This is a genomic window from Acinetobacter sp. AOR41_HL (genome assembly GCF_027854645.1).
GTDB lineage: Bacteria > Pseudomonadota > Gammaproteobacteria > Pseudomonadales > Moraxellaceae > Acinetobacter > Acinetobacter nosocomialis.
In genome coordinates this window covers 1-19,006 of record NZ_JAKTHZ010000023.1, presented here as the reverse complement: position 1 = coordinate 19,006, position 19,006 = coordinate 1, and the positions used below count along the sequence as shown (strand labels likewise).

The 19,006-nt window shown below is 41.9% G+C and carries 16 protein-coding genes and 1 pseudogene; 11 read left to right on the top strand and 6 right to left on the bottom strand.

Annotated elements, in window-relative coordinates:
- Positions 1–10: 10 nt before the first annotated feature.
- A complete protein-coding gene (gene uvrA / locus MKL35_RS08430; protein WP_032011883.1) occupies positions 11–2,845 on the bottom strand; it encodes an excinuclease ABC subunit UvrA in 2,835 nt (944 codons plus the stop codon).
- Between the two features lie 294 nt (positions 2,846–3,139).
- On the opposite strand from uvrA, the gene MKL35_RS08425 reads away from it, so the two are divergent.
- The 4 genes and pseudogenes from MKL35_RS08425 to MKL35_RS08410 all read left to right on the top strand — a co-directional run bounded on the left by MKL35_RS08425 (position 3,140) and on the right by MKL35_RS08410 (position 5,537).
- Complete coding sequence (locus tag MKL35_RS08425; RefSeq protein ID WP_004711527.1) at positions 3,140–3,742, top strand: TetR/AcrR family transcriptional regulator; 603 nt, start codon at positions 3,140–3,142, stop codon at positions 3,740–3,742.
- Positions 3,743–3,745: 3 nt separating this feature from the next.
- Positions 3,746–4,723: a zinc-binding dehydrogenase gene (locus tag MKL35_RS08420; protein ID WP_032011885.1), complete on the top strand. Its 978-nt coding sequence runs from the start codon at positions 3,746–3,748 to the stop codon at positions 4,721–4,723.
- Positions 4,724–4,789: 66 nt separating this feature from the next.
- Positions 4,790–5,143: pseudogene (locus tag MKL35_RS08415) on the top strand (DUF1304 domain-containing protein).
- A 52-nt stretch (positions 5,144–5,195) separates the two neighbouring features.
- Positions 5,196–5,537: a GlpM family protein gene (locus MKL35_RS08410; RefSeq protein ID WP_002053924.1), complete on the top strand. Its 342-nt coding sequence runs from the start codon at positions 5,196–5,198 to the stop codon at positions 5,535–5,537.
- Between the two features lie 50 nt (positions 5,538–5,587).
- On the opposite strand, the gene tenA is transcribed toward MKL35_RS08410, so the two are convergent.
- Positions 5,588–6,262: a thiaminase II gene (gene tenA, locus MKL35_RS08405; RefSeq protein WP_004711529.1), complete on the bottom strand. Its 675-nt coding sequence runs from the start codon at positions 6,260–6,262 to the stop codon at positions 5,588–5,590.
- Between the two features lie 263 nt (positions 6,263–6,525).
- Here tenA and MKL35_RS08400 point away from each other — a divergent pair, with 263 nt between their 5' ends.
- From MKL35_RS08400 to ssb, 3 genes are all read left to right on the top strand, one after another.
- Complete coding sequence (locus MKL35_RS08400) at positions 6,526–7,608, top strand: DUF475 domain-containing protein (protein WP_032011886.1); 1,083 nt, start codon at positions 6,526–6,528, stop codon at positions 7,606–7,608.
- Positions 7,609–7,754: 146 nt separating this feature from the next.
- Positions 7,755–9,119, top strand: a complete 1,365-nt coding sequence (locus MKL35_RS08395) for an MFS transporter (protein WP_004711530.1) — start codon at positions 7,755–7,757, stop codon at positions 9,117–9,119.
- A 51-nt stretch (positions 9,120–9,170) separates the two neighbouring features.
- On the top strand, positions 9,171–9,755 hold the full coding sequence (gene ssb / locus MKL35_RS08390) for a single-stranded DNA-binding protein (RefSeq protein ID WP_002053972.1): 585 nt from the start codon (positions 9,171–9,173) through the stop codon (positions 9,753–9,755).
- 40 nt (positions 9,756–9,795) lie between these two features.
- On the opposite strand, the gene MKL35_RS08385 is transcribed toward ssb, so the two are convergent.
- Together MKL35_RS08385 and MKL35_RS08380 are read right to left on the bottom strand one after the other, a co-directional pair.
- A complete protein-coding gene (locus MKL35_RS08385) occupies positions 9,796–10,119 on the bottom strand; it encodes an AzlD domain-containing protein (protein WP_002052226.1) in 324 nt (107 codons plus the stop codon).
- A complete protein-coding gene (locus MKL35_RS08380; RefSeq protein WP_032011887.1) occupies positions 10,116–10,811 on the bottom strand; it encodes an AzlC family ABC transporter permease in 696 nt (231 codons plus the stop codon). Before MKL35_RS08380 ends, MKL35_RS08385 begins: the two co-directional genes overlap by 4 nt.
- 68 nt (positions 10,812–10,879) lie before the next feature.
- Between MKL35_RS08380 and MKL35_RS08375 the strand changes: the two genes are divergently transcribed.
- On the top strand, positions 10,880–11,428 hold the full coding sequence (locus MKL35_RS08375) for a helix-turn-helix domain-containing protein (protein WP_002117406.1): 549 nt from the start codon (positions 10,880–10,882) through the stop codon (positions 11,426–11,428).
- Between the two features lie 305 nt (positions 11,429–11,733).
- Positions 11,734–13,176 carry an amino acid permease gene (locus MKL35_RS08370; protein WP_032011888.1) on the top strand — a complete coding sequence of 481 codons (1,443 nt, stop codon included), beginning with the start codon at positions 11,734–11,736 and terminating at the stop codon, positions 13,174–13,176.
- A gap of 64 nt (positions 13,177–13,240) precedes the next feature.
- Here the strand turns inward: MKL35_RS08370 and pdxR are convergent, their stop codons facing one another.
- Entirely contained in the window at positions 13,241–14,740 is a 1,500-nt protein-coding gene (gene pdxR / locus MKL35_RS08365) for a MocR-like pyridoxine biosynthesis transcription factor PdxR (RefSeq protein WP_032011889.1), read from the bottom strand.
- Between the two features lie 156 nt (positions 14,741–14,896).
- Here pdxR and gabT point away from each other — a divergent pair, with 156 nt between their 5' ends.
- Together gabT and MKL35_RS08355 are read left to right on the top strand one after the other, a co-directional pair.
- The gene (gene gabT / locus MKL35_RS08360; RefSeq protein WP_004884860.1) at positions 14,897–16,189 is read left to right on the top strand and encodes a 4-aminobutyrate--2-oxoglutarate transaminase; all 1,293 of its coding nucleotides are present in this window, start codon (positions 14,897–14,899) and stop codon (positions 16,187–16,189) included.
- On the top strand, positions 16,186–17,634 hold the full coding sequence (locus MKL35_RS08355; RefSeq protein WP_002052182.1) for an NAD-dependent succinate-semialdehyde dehydrogenase: 1,449 nt from the start codon (positions 16,186–16,188) through the stop codon (positions 17,632–17,634). The genes gabT and MKL35_RS08355 overlap by 4 nt, the downstream gene beginning before the upstream one ends.
- A gap of 88 nt (positions 17,635–17,722) precedes the next feature.
- Here the strand turns inward: MKL35_RS08355 and MKL35_RS08350 are convergent, their stop codons facing one another.
- Positions 17,723–18,931, bottom strand: coding sequence for an IS256-like element ISAba26 family transposase (locus tag MKL35_RS08350; protein ID WP_000343018.1), 1,209 nt, complete (start codon positions 18,929–18,931; stop codon positions 17,723–17,725).
- Between the last annotated feature and the right edge of the window lie 75 nt (positions 18,932–19,006).

Sequence of the window (19,006 nt, the reverse complement as noted above, 5' to 3'; positions counted from 1 at the left end):
CTTTTTTGTTTTATTGCTTCAACATCGGTTTCAAGAAACGACCCGTATGGGAAATCTCAACCTCAGCCACTTGTTCAGGTGTACCTTCGGCAATGATCATACCACCACCCGAACCACCTTCTGGACCTAAGTCGACAACCCAGTCCGCTGTTTTAATCACATCAAGGTTATGTTCAATCACCACAATGGTATTACCCTTGTTACGTAGCTCATGCAAAATATCGAGCAACTTAGCAATATCGTGGAAATGTAGACCTGTTGTCGGTTCATCCAAGATATAAAGCGTTTTACCTGTATCTCGTTTTGCTAACTCACGTGCAAGTTTTACACGTTGCGCTTCACCACCAGAAAGTGTAGTAGCAGCTTGACCTAAACGAATATAGCCTAAGCCAACCTGAGTTAAGGTTTCTAAGCGGCGGTGAATGACTGGAATAGCACTAAAGAACTCAGCAGCATCTTCAACCGTCATTTCTAAAACATCAGAAATGTTTTTGCCTTTATAGCCCACTTCAAGTGTTTCACGGTTATAGCGTTTACCATGACAAGCATCGCAAGGTACATACATGTCTGGTAAGAAGTGCATTGCGACTTTAATCATGCCGTCGCCTTCACATGCTTCACAGCGTCCGCCTTTCACGTTAAACGAGAAACGGCCAGCGCTATAACCACGGGCTTTCGCCTCTGGAGTTTGAGCAAATAACTCACGAATTGGTGTAAATAGCCCTGTGTACGTTGCAGGGTTAGAACGTGGTGTACGGCCAATTGGGCTTTGGTCAATATCAACGACTTTATCAAGGTGTTGTAGACCATCAATTGAGTCGAACTTTTCAGCTGTTAAAGTCGTTGCACCGTTGAGCTGTGTTGCAGCCAATGGAAGTAACGTACGGTTAATCAGTGTTGATTTACCCGAACCTGAAACCCCAGTTACACAAGTCATAATGCCAAGTGGAATAGTTAAATCGACATTTTTTAAGTTATGGCCTGATGCACCTGAAAGCTTGATGAATTCATCTGGACGTGGCGATTGAGTACGTTTTTTTGGCACCTCAATTTTAAGCTTGCCTGAAAGGTATTGACCTGTAAGAGAGTCGGCATGTTTAGCCAGCTCCTCATAAGTTCCTTCAGCAATGACAACGCCACCATGTACCCCAGCACCCGGGCCGATATCAATAATATGGTCAGCTGCACGGATTGCATCTTCATCATGTTCAACGACTAATACTGTATTGCCCAAATCACGTAAGCGAATTAGCGTTTGTAATAAACGGTCATTATCACGTTGATGGAGACCAATTGATGGTTCATCGAGTACATACATAACACCCATCAAACCTGCACCAATTTGCGAAGCTAGACGGATACGCTGAGCTTCACCACCCGATAGTGTTTCGGCAGAACGAGCCAGACTTAAATAGTTCAGACCAACACTTACCAAGAAGTGTAGACGTTCACGAATCTCTTTAAAGATTTTATCGGCAATTTCGCCTTTAGCACCTTCAAGATTTAAATCTTGATAATAGCTTTCTGCATCGCCAATCGACATGCGGGTAATGTCTGCAATGGTTTTATCTTTTACACGAACATGACGTGAAATTTCATTTAGACGTGAACCACCACATGCATCACATGCTGCATTAGATAAATATTGAGCTAAATCATCACGTACATAGTTACTTTCAGTTTCACGGTAGCGACGCTCAAGGTGTGGCAAAATTCCTTCAAAAGGTTGTACGCGTGTATGTTTGCGGCCGCGTTCATCGATATAACTTAAATCGATTTTTTCTTTGCCAGTACCTTGTAGAAATTTCTTTTGCGTGTCTTTATCTAACTGGTTCCAAGGCGTATCAAGTTGAAAACCGAAGTGGTCGGCAACTTTTTGCAGCATTGAATAGTAATAAGGACGTTGACGATCCCAACCACGAATAGCACCTTCGCTAATCGCAAGATCAGGATTTGGAATCAGTTTCTCAGAACTAAAATGGCTACGTGTACCTAAGCCATCACAAACAGGACAGGCACCAAACGGGTTGTTAAATGAAAATAAACGTGGCTCAAGTTCAGCAACTGCGCGATCACACTCAGGACATGAGTGTTTTGCAGAAAAAACGCGATCTGGGTGTTCGCCATTCATCCACGATAAAACTGCTATATCACCACCTAAACGTAGTGCGGTCTCAAATGATTCAGCAATACGGTTGCCTAAGTCATCACGTACTTTGAAGCGGTCAACAACGACTTCAATGGTATGTTTTTTCTTTTTGTCGAGTTCCGGTGGCGTATCAATATCAATAATTTCGCCATCTACACGGGCACGAACAAAACCTTGACCTTGTAGTTGTTCGAACAGGTTGCTGTATTCACCTTTACGCTCACGTACCACTGGGGCAAGCAACATAAGTGCTGTACCTTCCTCAAGCGTTTTTACCGCATCGACCATTTCAGAAACGGTTTGCGCAACCATAGGCAAGTCGTGTTCAGGGCAATAAGGCGTACCGACACGGGCATAAAGCAAACGTAAATAGTCATAAATTTCGGTAATGGTACCGACGGTTGAGCGTGGGTTGTGACTGGTAGATTTTTGCTCAATTGCAATCGCTGGTGATAAACCTTCAATCGAGTCAACTTCAGGTTTTTCCATTTGCGATAAAAACTGACGGGCATAGGCCGAAAGTGATTCGACGTAACGGCGCTGTCCTTCGGCGTACAAGGTATCAAAGGCAAGAGAAGATTTTCCTGAACCTGATAGCCCCGTAATCACCACAAATTTATCGCGTGGAATATCGAGAGACACATTTTTTAAGTTATGGGTACGTGCGCCTCGAATACGGATATGACTTTGGCTCATAAAACATCTCAATTATGTATTGATGAAAATTTAGGTGTTGTTTGATTAGTCACAGGGAGATATGGCTATTTATAAACAACAGACCCTATATGATAACGATTTAAAATTGTTCAAGTGCTACAAAATGATTTAAAGCGACAAATTGTGACGGTTAAACGACAATCGACAAAATTTGTTTAAATAAGCAGATTGTATTTTTAACATTCCTCACTCTACATTTCTACTCTTAGCCTATTTTCACAAGCAACATAATTTTACTAGACGACTGGTCTAATAGTTGTTTATGATGAATGTATGAAACGATTAAACAAAAGCGAAACTACACGACAACACATTCTAGATACCAGCTTTGAGCTAGTACTACGTAAAGGGTTCGTCGGTGTTGGTTTGCAAGAAATCTTAAAGTCTTGTGATGTACCTAAAGGGTCGTTCTATCACTACTTTGCTTCGAAAGAGGCTTTCGGCTGTGCGTTGCTCGAGCAATACATGGCTGACTATAAAGTTCGTATGGAACAACTTTGGCAGCACGGTGAGCAAAGCGCCCATGCCCGTTTAATGGCCTTATGGCAGGCGTGGATTGATGATCCAGTAAATGGTAGCTGGGCTGAAAACTGTCTAATTGTGAAACTGGCAGCCGAGGTTTCGGACTTATCAGAAGATATGCGCCAGATTCTCAATGAAGGCGTACACAAACTAACGCAACGTTTGGCTTTGCTAATTAAAGAAGGTCAACAAGAAGGTTCAATTCCAAAACATATTGAGCCTTTAAAAACTGCGCAAGTCATGTATCAGTTATGGTTAGGTGCTGCTTTACTCACAAAACTGTCGCAAGACAAAGCGCATTTATACCTAGCCTTAGAAACCACCCAACAACTCTTAAAACCGATAGAGGAATAAAGCATGCGAAGTATTATCCATCGTAATTTTGGCGAACCTGTAGACGTTTTAGAGCAGGCGGATATGCCAAAGCCAGAACCGAAAGCAGGCGAAGTGCGTATTAAAACCATTATGTCTCCTATCCATAATCATGATGTATGGACTGTACGCGGAAGCTATGGCTATAAGCCAACTTTACCTGCAATTGGTGGCAGTGAGGCAGTTGGTATTGTAGATGCCTTGGGTGAAGGCGTTACTCATGTACAGGTAGGCCAGCGTATTGCTGTGGCAGCTGTGCATGGAAGTTGGGCTGAATACTTTATTGCACCAGCTCAAGGCCTTATTCCTTTAAATAATGAAATTGATGATGAAACAGCAGCGCAACTGATTGGTATGCCAATTAGTGCTCTCATGCTTTTAGACTTTGTTAACGTTCAACCGGGTCAATGGTTAATCCAAAACACGGCAAATGGTGCAGTAGGTAAAACGGTTGCGATGATTGCACAGGCACGTGGTTTACCTGTGATTAATCTGGTTCGTCGTACTGATGCAATTGCCGAGATGCAAGCATTAGGCATCCAACATGTGGTTGCGACTGATCAGCCGAATTGGAAAGAGCAAGTTAAACAGATTCATGGTGACCAACCTCTTATTGCTGGTGTGGACTCGATTGGTGGAACAGCAAGTGGCGAAATGCTGAATTTACTTAGTGAAAATAGCCTACTCGTTTCATTTGGTAGTATGACTGGCGAAACCATGCAGATTTCATCGGGCGATTTGATTTTCAAACAAGCGACAGTAAAAGGTTTCTGGGCGAGTGTGGTCAATAAAGAAATGCCAGCCGCGCGTAAAAAGGAACTGATCGTTGAGCTGCTAACACTAGCGACTCAGAAAAAATTAATCTTGCCTGTAGAAGGTGTATTTAGTTTTGATGAGATTAAAACTGCTGCTCAAAAAGCAACGCAGGGTGCTCGTCAAGGCAAGGTATTACTAAAGCCGTAAAACATAAAAAAGATCAGTCGAGAGACTGATCTTTTTTCATATCTTTAAAATAAAAAGGAAAAACGTATGATCGGACAAATATTCATTGCGCTTATCGCAATATTACATGTCTATATTTTAGTGTTAGAGATGTTTTTGTGGGACAAACCTTATGGCATGAAAGCCTTTGGAAATAATGCCGAAAAAGCAAAACTCACCAAAGTCATGGCACAGAACCAAGGTCTTTATAATGGCTTTTTAGCAGCAGGTTTATTCTGGTCTTTATTGGCTGATGCGCCATTTGCCACATCAATTGCTAACTTCTTTTTAGGCTGTGTACTGATTGCGGGTATTTAAGGTGGGCTGACTGCAAGTAAAAAGATTATTTATATTCAGGCAGTTCCTGCATTGATTGCATTAGCCGCTGTTAATTTTCTTTAAAAAGCGCAAAATAAAGCGTTTTGAAATGGAAATGACCAAATAGGATCAGCGCATGTGGGCGTTATTTTTAAAGTGTATGTTGGGGGCTGGGGTTGTCCTTATTATTTCGATTTTATCGAAAAGTAAGGCATTTTATATTGCAGGTTTAGTCCCGCTTTTTCCTACCTTTGCTTTAATTGCTCATGTGATTGTTTTTCAGCAAAAAGGAGCCGAAGCGTTACAAAAAACGGCTCTGTTTGGTCTATGGTCACTTATTCCTTATGCCATTTATTTAGTTGCGGTTTACATGCTGGCAACACGCGTGTCGATGTGGTCGTGTCTGGGCTTGGCAACCTTATGTTGGGTGGTCGCTGCGGCAGGTTTAATTTATGGTTGGCAGTTGTTCCAAAGTTAAATGAAAGACTGACCATTTAACGAAGTAAATGGTCAGAGCCTCATCTTATTTTAGATCTGATCTAAACCTAACCATTGTCTTTGATGGTAGGCACTATCCCAAAATAACCATTCAAGTTTTGCACCCATTGTGTAAGCAGCATGCATTTTCTCTAAAGTATCTGCATCACAACGTGCAGCAACTTTGTCTATAGTGGCAATCACATTACGAACGGCGGTATGAAATTCTTCACCTGCGTAGGTATCGATCCATGCTTGGTAAGGGTTGTTAGGAATTGATTTGCTTACAATATCTTTACCGACTTCGGCATAAATCCAGAAGCAAGGTAACAGTGCAGCAAGTACAACAGGGTAGCTTTCAGACCAAGCCGTTGCTGTTAAAAATGAAGTGTAATGATGGCCTGCCAAGGTCAGTGGTGTATTTTGAAATTCTTCTTTGGTGACACCAAAATTTTTCATAAAGTCATCATGCAAACTGCGCTCAACCACAATTGCAATTTTAGCTGCATCTGAAAACTGCATAATATCGTCAGCATCAAAGGCTTTTGCTGCTGCAACAGCCAGTACGCGACCATAGGCCACTAAGTATTGAGCATCTTGAATAACATAATGACAAAAAGCTTCTTTATCTAAAGTACCGTTAGCAAGTTCCTGATTAAAAGGCAGGTCGAGAATTTTTTGATATAAATTTAAATTACGTTGCCAGAGTTCTTGAGAAAAAAGCATAAAATCATTCCATTTAAAATTAGACAGCTAACCTCGATTTTAAATCAATTTTAAAATACAAAAATAATAATGATAGATATATCGCAAGAAAATATTTAATACGATTAACAAGTTAATTAAATATTATAAATTTCTTTATTAAACATGAAGATAAAGTAAAGGTAATAACGGCATAAAACAACATCGTTTTGTGGTTAATTATCGATATAATAGCCGCGGTTTTTAATAAAGATTAAATTTAGTTCTTGGTATAGGTCTGATCCATGAAGCATTTCCGATTTTCGATATTTTTTACGGTGGTGTGTTTAGCACTCGCCGCTTACTGGGGTTTTACCCATGGACCTGAAGCTGGCGTGTCGACCATGTTTAAAGCTTTAACTATTACTGCAATTTTAGCTGTAATGGAGGTTTCATTATCTTTTGACAATGCTGTCGTAAATGCATCGGTACTTCGTGGTTGGGATCATTTTTGGAAAATGATCTTTTTGACAGTCGGTATTCTCATCGCCGTTTTTGGTATGCGATTGATTTTCCCTGTCTTGATTGTTTCTATGACTGCCGACATGGGCTTTATTGAAGTTGCTAAAATGGCACTCAATGATCCAAAAACCTATTCTGAACGTTTAATGGCTCACCATGCGGAAATTTCTGCATTTGGTGGAACATTCTTATTGTTGGTTTTCTTAAACTTCTTCTTTGATGAAGAGAAAGAAACCCATTGGTTTAGATGGCTTGAAGTTAAATTATCTGACCTAGCCAATGTACCAGCAATGTCGGTTTTTATTGCACTCATCGCATTAATTGTAATGGCGGGCTATGTTGAAGATCATGAGCGTTTAGCTGTAACAATGGCTGGTGTTTGGGGCATTGTGGTTTACATTGGTGTACAAGTTCTTAGTCATTTATTGGGCGGCGAACCTGAAATTGATGAAGATGGTAATGCAGTCATGCAAGACGGTTCAGGCGCTACTTCTGGTGTGATTAAAGCCGGTTTGGGTGGTTTCTTATACCTTGAAGTGTTAGATGCATCATTCAGTTTCGATGGTGTAATTGGTGCATTTGCCATTACCAGCGACGTTGTCGTGATTATGTTAGGTCTTGCAATTGGTGCAATGTTCGTTCGTTCAATGACGGTTTATCTTGTTGAAAAGGGCACATTAGACGCTTATGTGTTTTTAGAACATGGTGCACATTATGCGATTGGTGCATTGGCTTTCATTATGATTGCAAGTGGTACAGGTTTACATATACCAGAAGTCGTGACAGGCCTCATTGGTGTTGCATTTATTGCATGGGCAGTAATTGCATCTATCCAATATGCAAAACGTGAACAAGAATCGTCTTAAGCTAATTTTCAGTAAAGTTCGATAGAATAAAGAGGCTAAATGCCTCTTTATTTTTTTAAGCCGAAATCGTTATTTTAAATCATCTCTCCCGTATTTTTAGAAACGAATCGGCTTATAATTTGCCTAGTTTGATAACGTGTATTGATATGATGAATGCTTTGGAACGCCGCTCAACTTTTGCTTTAAGTAGTATTTTTGCACTACGCATGTTGGGTCTGTTCATGATTATTCCGGTTTTTTCTGTAGTCGGACAGTCATATCAATATGCGACTCCAGCACTCATAGGCTTGGCTGTGGGTATATATGGCTTAAGTCAGGCTATTTTACAAATTCCTTTTAGCTTACTGGCAGATCGTTTTAGCCGTAAACCACTTGTAGTATTTGGTCTGCTACTCTTTGCTATTGGTGGAGCAATTGCGGGTTTATCAGACACGATTTATGGCGTAATTATTGGCCGTGCTATCGCTGGGGCGGGTGCAGTTTCGGCAGTGGTCATGGCGCTTTTAGCCGATGTGACACGTGAAGAGCAGCGTACTAAAGCCATGGCTGCCATGGGCATGAGTATTGGTCTGTCTTTTGTGGTGGCATTTAGTCTAGGGCCTTGGCTCACCAGTCTTGTTGGTATTTCTGGTTTGTTCTTTGTGACAACCATTATGGGCTTAATTGCGATTTTGATGTTATTGCTGGTGCCTAAAGTGACCCGCCATCATCGTAATTATCAGCAAGGCTATATGGCACAGCTTAAACAAGTCATTCAAATGGGTGATTTAAACCGTTTACATGTGTCAGTTTTTGCATTGCACTTATTACTGACAGCCATGTTTATTTATGTGCCTTCACAGCTTATCGAGTTTGCGCATATTCCTTTGGCGAGCCATGGTTTAGTGTATTTGCCACTCTTGGTGATTAGTTTATTTTTTGCATTTCCGAGCATTATCATCGCTGAGAAATACCGCAAAATGCGCGGCATTTTCTTAACCGCAATTACAGGCATTATTGCAGGTTTACTATTACTGATATTTGGTTATCAGTCCAAATATGTCTTGCTTGCAGGCTTAGGTATTTTCTTTATCGCTTTTAATGTGATGGAAGCATTATTACCATCTTGGTTATCAAAGTCTGCTCCAATTCAGTCGAAAGCCACCGCTATGGGTGTAAATGCTAGTAGCCAGTTTTTAGGGGCTTTTTTTGGCGGCACACTAGGTGGTCAATTATTGATGTTACATAATACTGCGATTGGATGGAGTGTCTTAGCAGGGATTGCTATAATATGGCTGCTAATTAGTTTTGGTTTAGCTCAGCCGCGGTATTTGTCATCGATTGTGCTGCCATTGCCGCAAGTGCAACAGGTGAATGAGTGGACCACACAGCTATTGGCAATTCGTGGTATTGAAGAAGTTGTGGTGATGCCTGACCAGCAAGTTGCTTATATTAAAGTCGATAAACAGTCTCTTGATGATGCTGCACGACGTGATTTAACGCAGTTGTTTGGTAAAGAGGTAGCCATTTAAGCATAACTCTTATAAAGTAAAACATAGAAATGAATAGGATGAAGACAGCTAATGCGTGGTGTAAATAAGGTTATTTTGGTTGGTACTTTGGGTCGTGATCCTGAAACAAAAACTTTTCCAAATGGGGGCTCGTTAACCCAGTTTTCAATCGCGACAAGTGAAGTTTGGACCGATAAAACGTCAGGTGAACGTAAAGAACAAACAGAATGGCACCGTATTGTTTTGCATAACCGTTTAGGGGAAATTGCTCAGCAGTTTTTACGTAAAGGTTCTAAGGTTTATATCGAAGGTTCATTACGTACGCGTCAGTGGACAGACCAAAATGGTCAAGAACGTTACACTACAGAAATCCGTGGCGACCAGATGCAAATGTTAGATGCTCGTCAACAAGGTGAACAAGGTTTCGCTGGCGGTAATGATTTTAATCAACCACGTTTTAATGCACCTCAACAAGGTGGCGGTTATCAAAACAACAACCAAGGTGGCGGCTACGGTCAAAACAATGGTGGTGGTTATGGTGGCCAAGGTGGTTTCGGTAATGGTGGCAACAGTCCGCAAGGTGGTGGTTTTGCTCCTAAAGCGCCGCAACAACCAGCATCTGCACCAGCTGATTTAGACGACGATTTACCGTTCTAATCAAAGTTTCAAAAAAGGCGAGTTTATCTCGCCTTTTTTATTATTCAATGCCAAGCAAACGTAACAAGGCTGTACCCACAGCAGCCAAACAAATCACCAATAACAACGGTACTTTTTTCCAAACCAAGAACAGTGCTAGAGCCACCCCAAATATACGTGCAAAACCTGCAAAATGTTGGCCTTCAAAAAATGTAGTGGTCACCGCAATGGCACAGAGCAAAACGGTTGCGCCATTTGAGAGTAAAACTTGGTATTTTTCAGAAAACGAAAACTTGGCACCTAAGTGAAAGCCGGCAAAACGAATACCATACGTTCCAAATGCAAGTAGGGCTATTCCTACAATAATAAGTAACTGTTGACTCATTTCTTTCTACCCCATATTAAGCCAAAAAGCGAAATCAGAATTGGAAGCCCTGAGGCTAAAAAAGGTGTAGTCATCAGTGCTAAAGTTGATCCGGCAAATGCAGCTTTTCGAGTCGATTTATTCTTTAAAGCATTAAAAGTAAGAGCAATTAAAATGGCAGGAAAAATGGCATCTAAGCCAAATGTTTTTGGGTCTGGAATAGCACTCCCAATAAAATAACCAGCAGTGACGCCGAGTGGCCAAGTCAGCATGATGCCTATACCACATAGCCAGTAAGCAGCCTTTTTGGTTTGGAAATCAGGTTGTGCCATGCCAAACAAAACGCTTTCATCGTTCATGATGTGAGACCCAAAATACTGAGAGAATTTGCCTCGGATCAGTTCATTGACCGCAATGCCAAAAGGTAGATGTCTTAAATTGACGAGTAGTCCTGCAATTGCAGCCGCAATCGGGCTACCACCTACCGCCAAGAATCCAATAAAGATAAATTCAGCAGTTCCTGCCAGCACAAATACGGACAGGCAAAGTGGGATCCAGAGTGCTAAGTCATAACTTGCGGCGAGTGAACCTAAGGACATACCCACCACACTTGTTGCTAGACACACAAAGAAAATCGAGCGAGTAGTGTCTTTACTAAGTTTTTTAATCAGAGAGTATGTAGACATAGCATGATATAACGAACGATTTTCCATTATAATGAATAAGTCTGATTGTTTTGTCAAAACGAACGATCGTTTTTTTTATAGAACGGGTGTGGTGAATGTCTCAGCCAATTGAAATTATTGCCAAAGGTTTAACGCGTGAACGCCAAAGAGCAGGTCTTTCATTAGCGGAGGTTGCGCGCCGTGCAGGTGTTGCCAAATCTACACTTTCTCAATTAGAGGCAGGGCAAGGTAATCCAAGTATTGAAACCTTATGGGCACTTTGTGTTGCACTCAATATTCCATTTGCACGTTTGATGGAAGAACCGAGCAATCAAGTGCAAGTCATTCGCTGTGGTGATGGGCCAACGGTGAGTTCGGAGATTGCCAATTACAAAGCAATTTTGTTGGCGACCTGTCCCCCCCATGCGCGTCGAGATGTGTATTTATTGATTGTTGAGCCGGGTGAAGATCGTCTTTCAGAACCACATCCGGTCGGTTCTGTCGAACATATTATTGTGGTTGAAGGTAAAGCTTTGGTGGGTTTAATTGATGAAGCGGTTGAGCTGGGAGTTGGTGATTACATTTGTTATCCAGCCGATCAAAAACATATATTTAGAGCCTTAGAAACAGGCACAAAAGCGTTATTAATTTCTGAACAAAACTAAAGTATTTCAAACTGCTTAAAATAAAAACTAAAAGCTATTTAGCCTCACTTAATACAAAAAGGGCCAATTTTGCGTATAAATTTTGCAATTGGCTCTCTCTTTTATTACAAAAATGGCTCTCGTTTCTTGAGAGCCGAAACGACAAATTAAAGCCATTGGAAGTATGCATACGGAAGCGCCGGATAAGCTCAGTGAATTTTCTGTTTTAGGAGTTGAGCAGAACGGCTAAATTTTTAGGGGATATTTTTTGGCTTCGGAGGATTTCCGAGACTAGCCGATATCCTCCATATATTAAGGAAAATGATATGGCAGCTCATCAAAATGGTTCTGAAGCCAATCACTCCCAAAGTTTAAAACATGGACTTAAATCACGCCACTTAACCATGATCTCGATTGCTGGGGTTATTGGTGGCTCTCTCTTTGTTGGCTCAGGCAGTATTATCTACAACACCGGTCCGGTGGTTTTTCTAACTTATGCTTTAGGTGGTTTACTCGTTTGGTTCATCATGCGTATGTTAGGCGAGATGGCCGTTTTAAATCCCGACAGTGGCTCTTTTTCAACTTATGCGGATCGTGCGATTGGTCGTTGGGCAGGGTTTTCAATTGGTTGGTTGTACTGGTGTACGCTGGCAATGCTCATGGGCTGGGAAGCTTATGTAGCAGGAAAAATTTTAAATAACTGGTTCCCGTTTATACCGATCTGGGTCTATATGACCGTGGTGATTGGTGCACTAGTTGCTGTTAATTTACAAAACGTCAAGAACTATGGTGAATTCGAGTTCTGGTTTGCACTCATCAAAGTTATCGCGATTGTTGTTTTCCTTGTGATTGGTAGTTTAGCCATCATGCATTTATGGCCTTGGGGTAATCCGGCTGCATCTGGTATTAGTAACTTAACCTCTCAAGGCTTTATGCCAAATGGCGGTTCATCAGTGATTACCGCCTTGCTTGGGGTGATGTTTGCCTATATTGGCGCTGAAATTGTGACTGTAGCAGCGGCAGAGTCTGCAAATCCATCTAAAGAAATTCGTAAAGCTTCAAACTCTGTGGTTTGGCGAATTATTTTATTCTACGTTGGATCAATGTTTGTTGCGGTATGTTTAATTCCTCACAACAATGAACTTTTGAAAGATTCAACTTGGGGTACTTATAGCGTTACGTTGTCTGCTCTTGGTATTCCGGGCGCGCGCCATATTGTAAATTTTGTAGTTCTAACATCGGTATGTAGCTGCTTTAACTCGGCGCTTTACACATGTTCACGAATGTTATTCTCGTTGTCTAAACGTGGTGATGCACCAAAAAGTTTTGGCTCTGTAAACAGTAAAAGTAGTCCGTGGGTGGGCGTGATTGTGTCATGCTTCTTCTCTGTAATTGCCGTGGTTTTAACTGCAACCAAGAGTATGGATGTGTATGACTTTTTCATGCTAACAACAGGTGCAGCAACACTATATGTGTACTTAACCATTGCTTATTCTCAGCTTCGTATGCGTAAAAAATTAGAAGCTGAAGGCGTGAAAATTGACTTTAAAATGTGGATGTTCCCTTACTTAACTTACCTGGTGATCTTTGCAATTATTGGTGCAATTCTTACCATGTTGATTGAAGGCACCTATTTTAAAGAAGTGATTTACACTACAGCGCTATTCGGCATTATTGTGTTCTTCGGATTGTTGTCTGAAAAGCTAGGTTGGGGTAAAGAGCGTAGAGCGACTCATTTAACTCATAGCCATGAAGAAAAATTAGTTTAAATTTTTAAATAAAAAAGAGCCTCACTATGAGGCTCTTTTTGTTTGTCTTAATATGGAAGAATCTTTAATTCAGCGTAGGTACGCCTGCTTCACGTAAGCATTGGAGCAAGACACCAAAAGCCATCACCATATCTTTTTCATTTACACAGGCAAAGCCCATCAGCAGTCCACGTTCGGCATGTGCATGCGACTGCATGTAGTACTGAGACAGTGGGCGAACTTTAACACCACGTTCAAGCGCTGTGGCTGCAATCGCGACATCATCGCAAGCGTTCGGCAGTTTTAAAACCAGATGTAACCCTGCCGCTTCGTCATATTCATGAATAAATTCGGGACCAAGGTAGCGTTGAATTAAGCTCACTAAGTAGTCACGGCGTTTACCATAGAGCAGACGCATACGGCGAATATGCGCTTCATAATGACCTTCACGAATAAATTCAGCGAGAGCCTTTTGCTCAAGCAAATGCCCACCACGGTAAAGCTCGGCTGCGACAATACGTAGCGGTGAAAATAGCGGCTTAGGGACGACCAAATAACCAATTCTTAAGGATGGATAAATGGTTTTACTAAACGTGCCCATATATAAAACAGGTGCGTTATTTTCTAAGCCTTGCAAAGATGGATAAGGCTGACCCGAGAAACGGAACTCACTGTCATAGTCATCTTCTACAATCCAGCTATTGTGCTGACGTGCAATTTGAATCAATTGTCTGCGACGATCAAGGCTTAGATGTGAGCCAAGCGGATATTGATGTGATGGTGTGACAAAAATGAGTTTAGGCGGTACTGTCGGATTTTCTTCAGGAATAATGCCTTCAGCATCGACAGGCATGGGCTGAATATCGAGGCCATTAATTCGTAATGTATTACGCATTCCCCAATAAGCGGGATCTTCAATCCAGACTTTATCTCCCATATCACTCAGTGCACGTGAGACTAAATCAATCGCTTGGTGAATGCCTTCGGTAATAATAATCTGGTCTGCATCGCACTGAACTGAACGTGCAACACGTAAGTAATCTGCCAATGCACTTCGAAGCTCTATACAGCCACCAGCGTTGCTATAAATCAGGCGGTTAATGTCTGGTTCGCGACTTAAGCGTGCTTGAATACGGCTAAAAATATGATGAGGAAACTCGGTAACATCAGGCGCTCCCGGAACAAAGGCTCCCCATTGATGTGGCGAGGCTGCGGCATAGCCTAATAAATTTGAGCCACGTTGTGAGAGGGCGTAAGAACTTTGAACATTTGGGCTAGAAACTACTTTTTTCTTATTTTGTGTATTTAAAAAACTCTCTGGTAACTTTTCGGCAACCCAAGTGCCATGTCCTGTCCGTGCTTCTAAGTAGCCTTCAGCCTGTAGTTGTTCGTAGGCGCTCAGTACCGTATTTCTCGAAACATGAATTTCACTGGCTAAATCGCGTGATGCAGGTAGACGAGTCTTCGGCTGGATGACTCCATCAATAATGGCACCACGCAGGCAACGGAAAAGGCGTTGATGTAGTTTCCCTTCAGTGTCCTGTTGGAGTCGTTGCAGCAAATGATCTCCAAGTAAACTACGCAATTGGCTCTCTCCTACAGTTAAAAAGTGGCTCTCGTCAGTTGGCATCAGACGAGCGAAATTACATGCATAGGCAGTCGTTGTAAAGCACCCTGAAAATTAAGCACAGGATGCAAGAAACCAAAGCTGCAACTGATGATGAAAATATGAGGGAATCAAATGGATAATCAACATTCTGCACTTAACGCACGTAAACAGCAAGCAACTCCACGTGGTGTAGGCGTGATGTGTCAGTGGTATGCGGAAAAAGCTGAAAATGCCACGCTTTGGGACAAGGAAGGCAACCAATTTATCGACTTTGCTGGTGGTATCGCGGTTTTAAATACAGGCCATCGCCACCCTAAAGTAATTGCAGCGGTGACTGAACAACTCACTAAATTTACGCATACTGCCTATCAAGTTACGCCTTATGAAAGCTATGTTGCTTTGGCTGAACGTATTAATGAACGCGCGCCAATTGCGGGTCCTGCGAAGGCAGCTTTTTTCACAACAGGTGCAGAAGCAGTTGAAAATGCAGTGAAGATTGCCCGTTCTTATACAGGTCGTCATGGCATTATCACGTTTGGTAACGGTTTCCACGGCCGTTCATTTATGACTATGGCAATGACAGGTAAAACTGCGCCTTACAAACGTGACTTTGGTGTAATGCCAGCGGGTGTGTTCCATGCACGTTACCCAGTACCTGCTAAAGGCATTTCAGTAGATGCAGCAATTGAAAGCGTTGAAGATATTTTCAGTGAAGATATTGCGCCACATGATGTTGCAGCAATTGTACTTGAGCCAGTACAAGGTGAGGGCGGTTTCAATGTTGTGCCAGCCGAGTTCTTAAAACGTTTACGCGCAATTTGTGACAAGCACGGTATTTTACTTGTTGCTGATGAAGTTCAATCTGGTTTTGCCCGTACTGGTAAATTGTTTGCGATGAACCATTATGAAACTAAAGCAGACCTCATCACGATGGCGAAAAGCTTGGGTGGTGGTTTCCCTATTTCAGGTGTTGTAGGCCGTGCAGAAGTCATGGATGCGCCAAACCCAGGTGGTCTAGGCGGTACTTATGCAGGTAGCCCAATTGCAGTTGCAGCTGCGCATGCCGTGATTGACGCGATTGAAGAAGAAAACCTATGCGACCGTGCAAATGAATTAGGCGCTGAGTTAGTTGCTACGCTTAAAGATATTCAGCAAGCAACAGGTGACGTGGTCACTGATATTCGTGCATTAGGTTCAATGGTTGCAGTAGAACTTGAAACTGCTGAACAAGCAAAAGTTGTACAAAACTATGCAATGGAAAACGGGTTGTTACTTCTTACTTGTGGTAAATACGGTAATGTAATTCGTTTCTTATATCCATTAACCATTCCTGCTGAGCAATTCCGTCAAGGTCTTGATATCTTGAAACAAGGTTTTGCAACACTAAAAGCAGGTAGTGCAAAAGCAATGGAGCAATCTGCATGATTCAAAATAATTTGCAGTATTTATTAAAACATCCTGATATTTCATTAGAAGCACCTGCATCAAATGACTATATCGAGGTGAATGATGCTGCTACAGGTGAAACTTTGGCATGGGTAAAAACCTATGACCGTGCAGGGGTTGAAGCTGCAATTAACCGTTCGGCAAAAGCGCAAGCTGCTTGGAAAAAGCAAACTGCCTTGGCGCGTGCTGATGTGTTATTGGCATGGTACAACCTCATGCTTGAGCACAAAGAAAATCTGGCACAGATTTTAACGGCTGAGCAAGGTAAACCATTGGCAGAAGCACGTGGTGAAATTGGTTATGCAGCTTCATTCATTCGTTGGTTTGCCGAGCAAGCTCGCCGTATTGATGGTGAAGTGTTAACACCTACTCAACCAAATCAACGTCTGCTCGTAATTAAACAAGCAATTGGTGTTACTGCTGCGATTACGCCGTGGAACTTCCCGGCTGCCATGATTACGCGTAAAGCAGGTCCAGCGATTGCTGCAGGTTGTTCTATGTTGGTTAAACCAGCAGAACAAACGCCGTTAACCGCTTATGCACTTGAAGTATTGGCTTTACAGGCAGGCTTACCAGCCGATGTTTTAATTAACATTAGTGGTGATGCGGTTGAAGTGGGTAAAACCCTATGCGAAAGCGATATTGTTCGTAAGTTAAGCTTTACAGGTTCAACACAAGTTGGCCGTATCTTGATGCAACAATGTGCGCCAACCATCAAAAAACTTTCGCTTGAACTCGGTGGTAATGCACCAGTTGTAGTATTTGACGATGCTAATCTTGAACAAGCAGTTCAGGGCATTATGGCAAGTAAATATCGCAACAGTGGTCAAACCTGTGTATGTGCTAACCGTATCTATGTTCAAGACGGTATTTATGATGCGTTAGCAGAGCGTTTGGTTGAAGCTGTGTCTAAGCTTAAAGTAGGTGACGGACGTCAAGAAGGTTCAACTCAAGGCCCTTTAATTGATGAAGATGCAGTTGCAAAAGTTCAGTCTCATATTGCAGATGCAACTGAGAAAGGTGCAACAGTTCGTATCGGTGGGCAGCGTTCAGCACTTGGCGGTACATTCTTTGAACCGACTGTGTTAACTGGCGTAACACAAGACATGAAAGTGTCTAAAGAAGAAACTTTTGGTCCGCTTGCACCACTGTTCCGCTTTAAAACTGAAGATGAAGCAGTGGCAATGGCGAACGATACCGAGTTCGGTTTAGCTGCTTATTTGTTTACTCAAAGCACAGCTCGTCAATGGCGAGTGGGTGAAGCACTTGAGTACGGTATGGTCGGCATTAACACAGGCGCGATTTCAAACGAAGTTGCTCCGTTTGGTGGCGTAAAACAATCAGGTCTAGGCCGTGAAGGTTCAAAATTCGGCATTGAAGAATATGTCGAAATGAAATACCTCTGCGTAGACTTATCTGAGTAAGGAACAAAGCGAGTTCGTTTTGTTCTGAACGAAAACATGCAGTTATGCTGTATGGAGCCTGTAAATTATTTTGTGTAAGTTCCATTTTTTATAAATGATCTTTTAATCGATCATCGAACTGAATCGTAAACCAATTCATTGCTAAACGCCAATTTTGAATTGGCATCGTCCATTTCTTCGCAGCATTTGATGTTGCTAAGTAAATGACCTTCTTTACTGAGTCATCAGATGAAAAGATTTTCCTTTTCTTCGTTGAATGGCGTATTACGCTATTCAACGACTCAATCGCATTTGTTGTATAAATTGCATGACGTATTTCGGCTGGATAGCTAAAGATCGTTCGGATATTTTCCCAATTGGCCCGCCAGGATTCTCCAATTTTGGGATACTGGTGATTCCATTGATCACAGAAGATGTCTAGGGATTTTAAAGCATTTTCCTCTGTACTTGCCTGATAAATCGCTTTCAGACCCGACGTAACAGCTTTGTAGTCTTTCCAGCTTACAAATCTCAGGCTATTGCGTACAACATGCACGATACACAGTTGAATATCAGTATGAGGGTAAACAGAGGCTATCGCGTCAGGGAAGCCTTTTAATCCATCTACACAGGCAACAAGAATGTCCTGTACTCCTCGATTTTTTAGCTCTGTCATGACTGACAGCCAGAATTTGGCACCTTCTGTCTGAGCAATCCACATACCCAGTAATTCTTTTTGCCCATCCATATTGATGCCTAAAGCAAGGTATACGGACTTGTTAATCACATTGGAGTGCTGACGGACTTTGACAACAATACAGTCAAGATAGACAACAGGATAAAGGCTATCTAAGGCTCTATTTTGCCACTCAGTCACTTGCTCAATCACAGCATCGGTAACTTTGCTGATGAGAGATGCTGACACATCGGCATCGTACATTTCTTTGAAGAAGGCTACAATTTCCCTATTAGTCATTCCTTTTGCATACAGTGAGAGGATTTGGTCATCCATACTGGTGATGCGTGTTTGGTGCTTTTTTATAATTTGTGGCTCAAATGAACCTTCTCGATCACGGGGAATATCTAAAGCCAGTTGTCCATCTTGAGTTGTAATGGTTTTAGAACTAAACCCATTACGGCTATTTGAGCCTTTCTTGGGCTGATGCTTTTCATAACCGAGATGGTCTGAAAGTTCAGTATTGAGTGCAGTTTCAATCATGAATTTTTTAAAGACTGCTGTCATTTGGTTTAAGTCTTCTGGTGTTTTTAGACCTTTAGCCAATTCGGCAGCCATACTTTTGATTGTTGCTTCATCCATGTGAAGTACCTTTTGTAATTATCCTCTGAAGGATAAATGAAAATTAAGTACTTACACAAAATTTAGAACAGTCCC

Bases quoted from the DNA above. Each gene is read 5' to 3' on its own strand.
- uvrA (WP_032011883.1), bottom strand. From the start codon at position 2,845: ATGAGCCAAAGTCATATCCGTATTCGAGGCGCACGTACCCATAACTTA.
- MKL35_RS08425 (WP_004711527.1), top strand. From the start codon at position 3,140: ATGAAACGATTAAACAAAAGCGAAACTACACGACAACACATTCTAGAT.
- MKL35_RS08420 (WP_032011885.1), top strand. From the start codon at position 3,746: ATGCGAAGTATTATCCATCGTAATTTTGGCGAACCTGTAGACGTTTTA.
- MKL35_RS08410 (WP_002053924.1), top strand. From the start codon at position 5,196: ATGTGGGCGTTATTTTTAAAGTGTATGTTGGGGGCTGGGGTTGTCCTT.
- tenA (WP_004711529.1), bottom strand. From the start codon at position 6,262: ATGCTTTTTTCTCAAGAACTCTGGCAACGTAATTTAAATTTATATCAA.
- MKL35_RS08400 (WP_032011886.1), top strand. From the start codon at position 6,526: ATGAAGCATTTCCGATTTTCGATATTTTTTACGGTGGTGTGTTTAGCA.
- MKL35_RS08395 (WP_004711530.1), top strand. From the start codon at position 7,755: ATGATGAATGCTTTGGAACGCCGCTCAACTTTTGCTTTAAGTAGTATT.
- ssb (WP_002053972.1), top strand. From the start codon at position 9,171: ATGCGTGGTGTAAATAAGGTTATTTTGGTTGGTACTTTGGGTCGTGAT.
- MKL35_RS08385 (WP_002052226.1), bottom strand. From the start codon at position 10,119: ATGAGTCAACAGTTACTTATTATTGTAGGAATAGCCCTACTTGCATTT.
- MKL35_RS08380 (WP_032011887.1), bottom strand. From the start codon at position 10,811: ATGGAAAATCGTTCGTTATATCATGCTATGTCTACATACTCTCTGATT.
- MKL35_RS08375 (WP_002117406.1), top strand. From the start codon at position 10,880: ATGTCTCAGCCAATTGAAATTATTGCCAAAGGTTTAACGCGTGAACGC.
- MKL35_RS08370 (WP_032011888.1), top strand. From the start codon at position 11,734: ATGGCAGCTCATCAAAATGGTTCTGAAGCCAATCACTCCCAAAGTTTA.
- gabT (WP_004884860.1), top strand. From the start codon at position 14,897: ATGGATAATCAACATTCTGCACTTAACGCACGTAAACAGCAAGCAACT.
- MKL35_RS08355 (WP_002052182.1), top strand. From the start codon at position 16,186: ATGATTCAAAATAATTTGCAGTATTTATTAAAACATCCTGATATTTCA.
- MKL35_RS08350 (WP_000343018.1), bottom strand. From the start codon at position 18,931: ATGGATGAAGCAACAATCAAAAGTATGGCTGCCGAATTGGCTAAAGGT.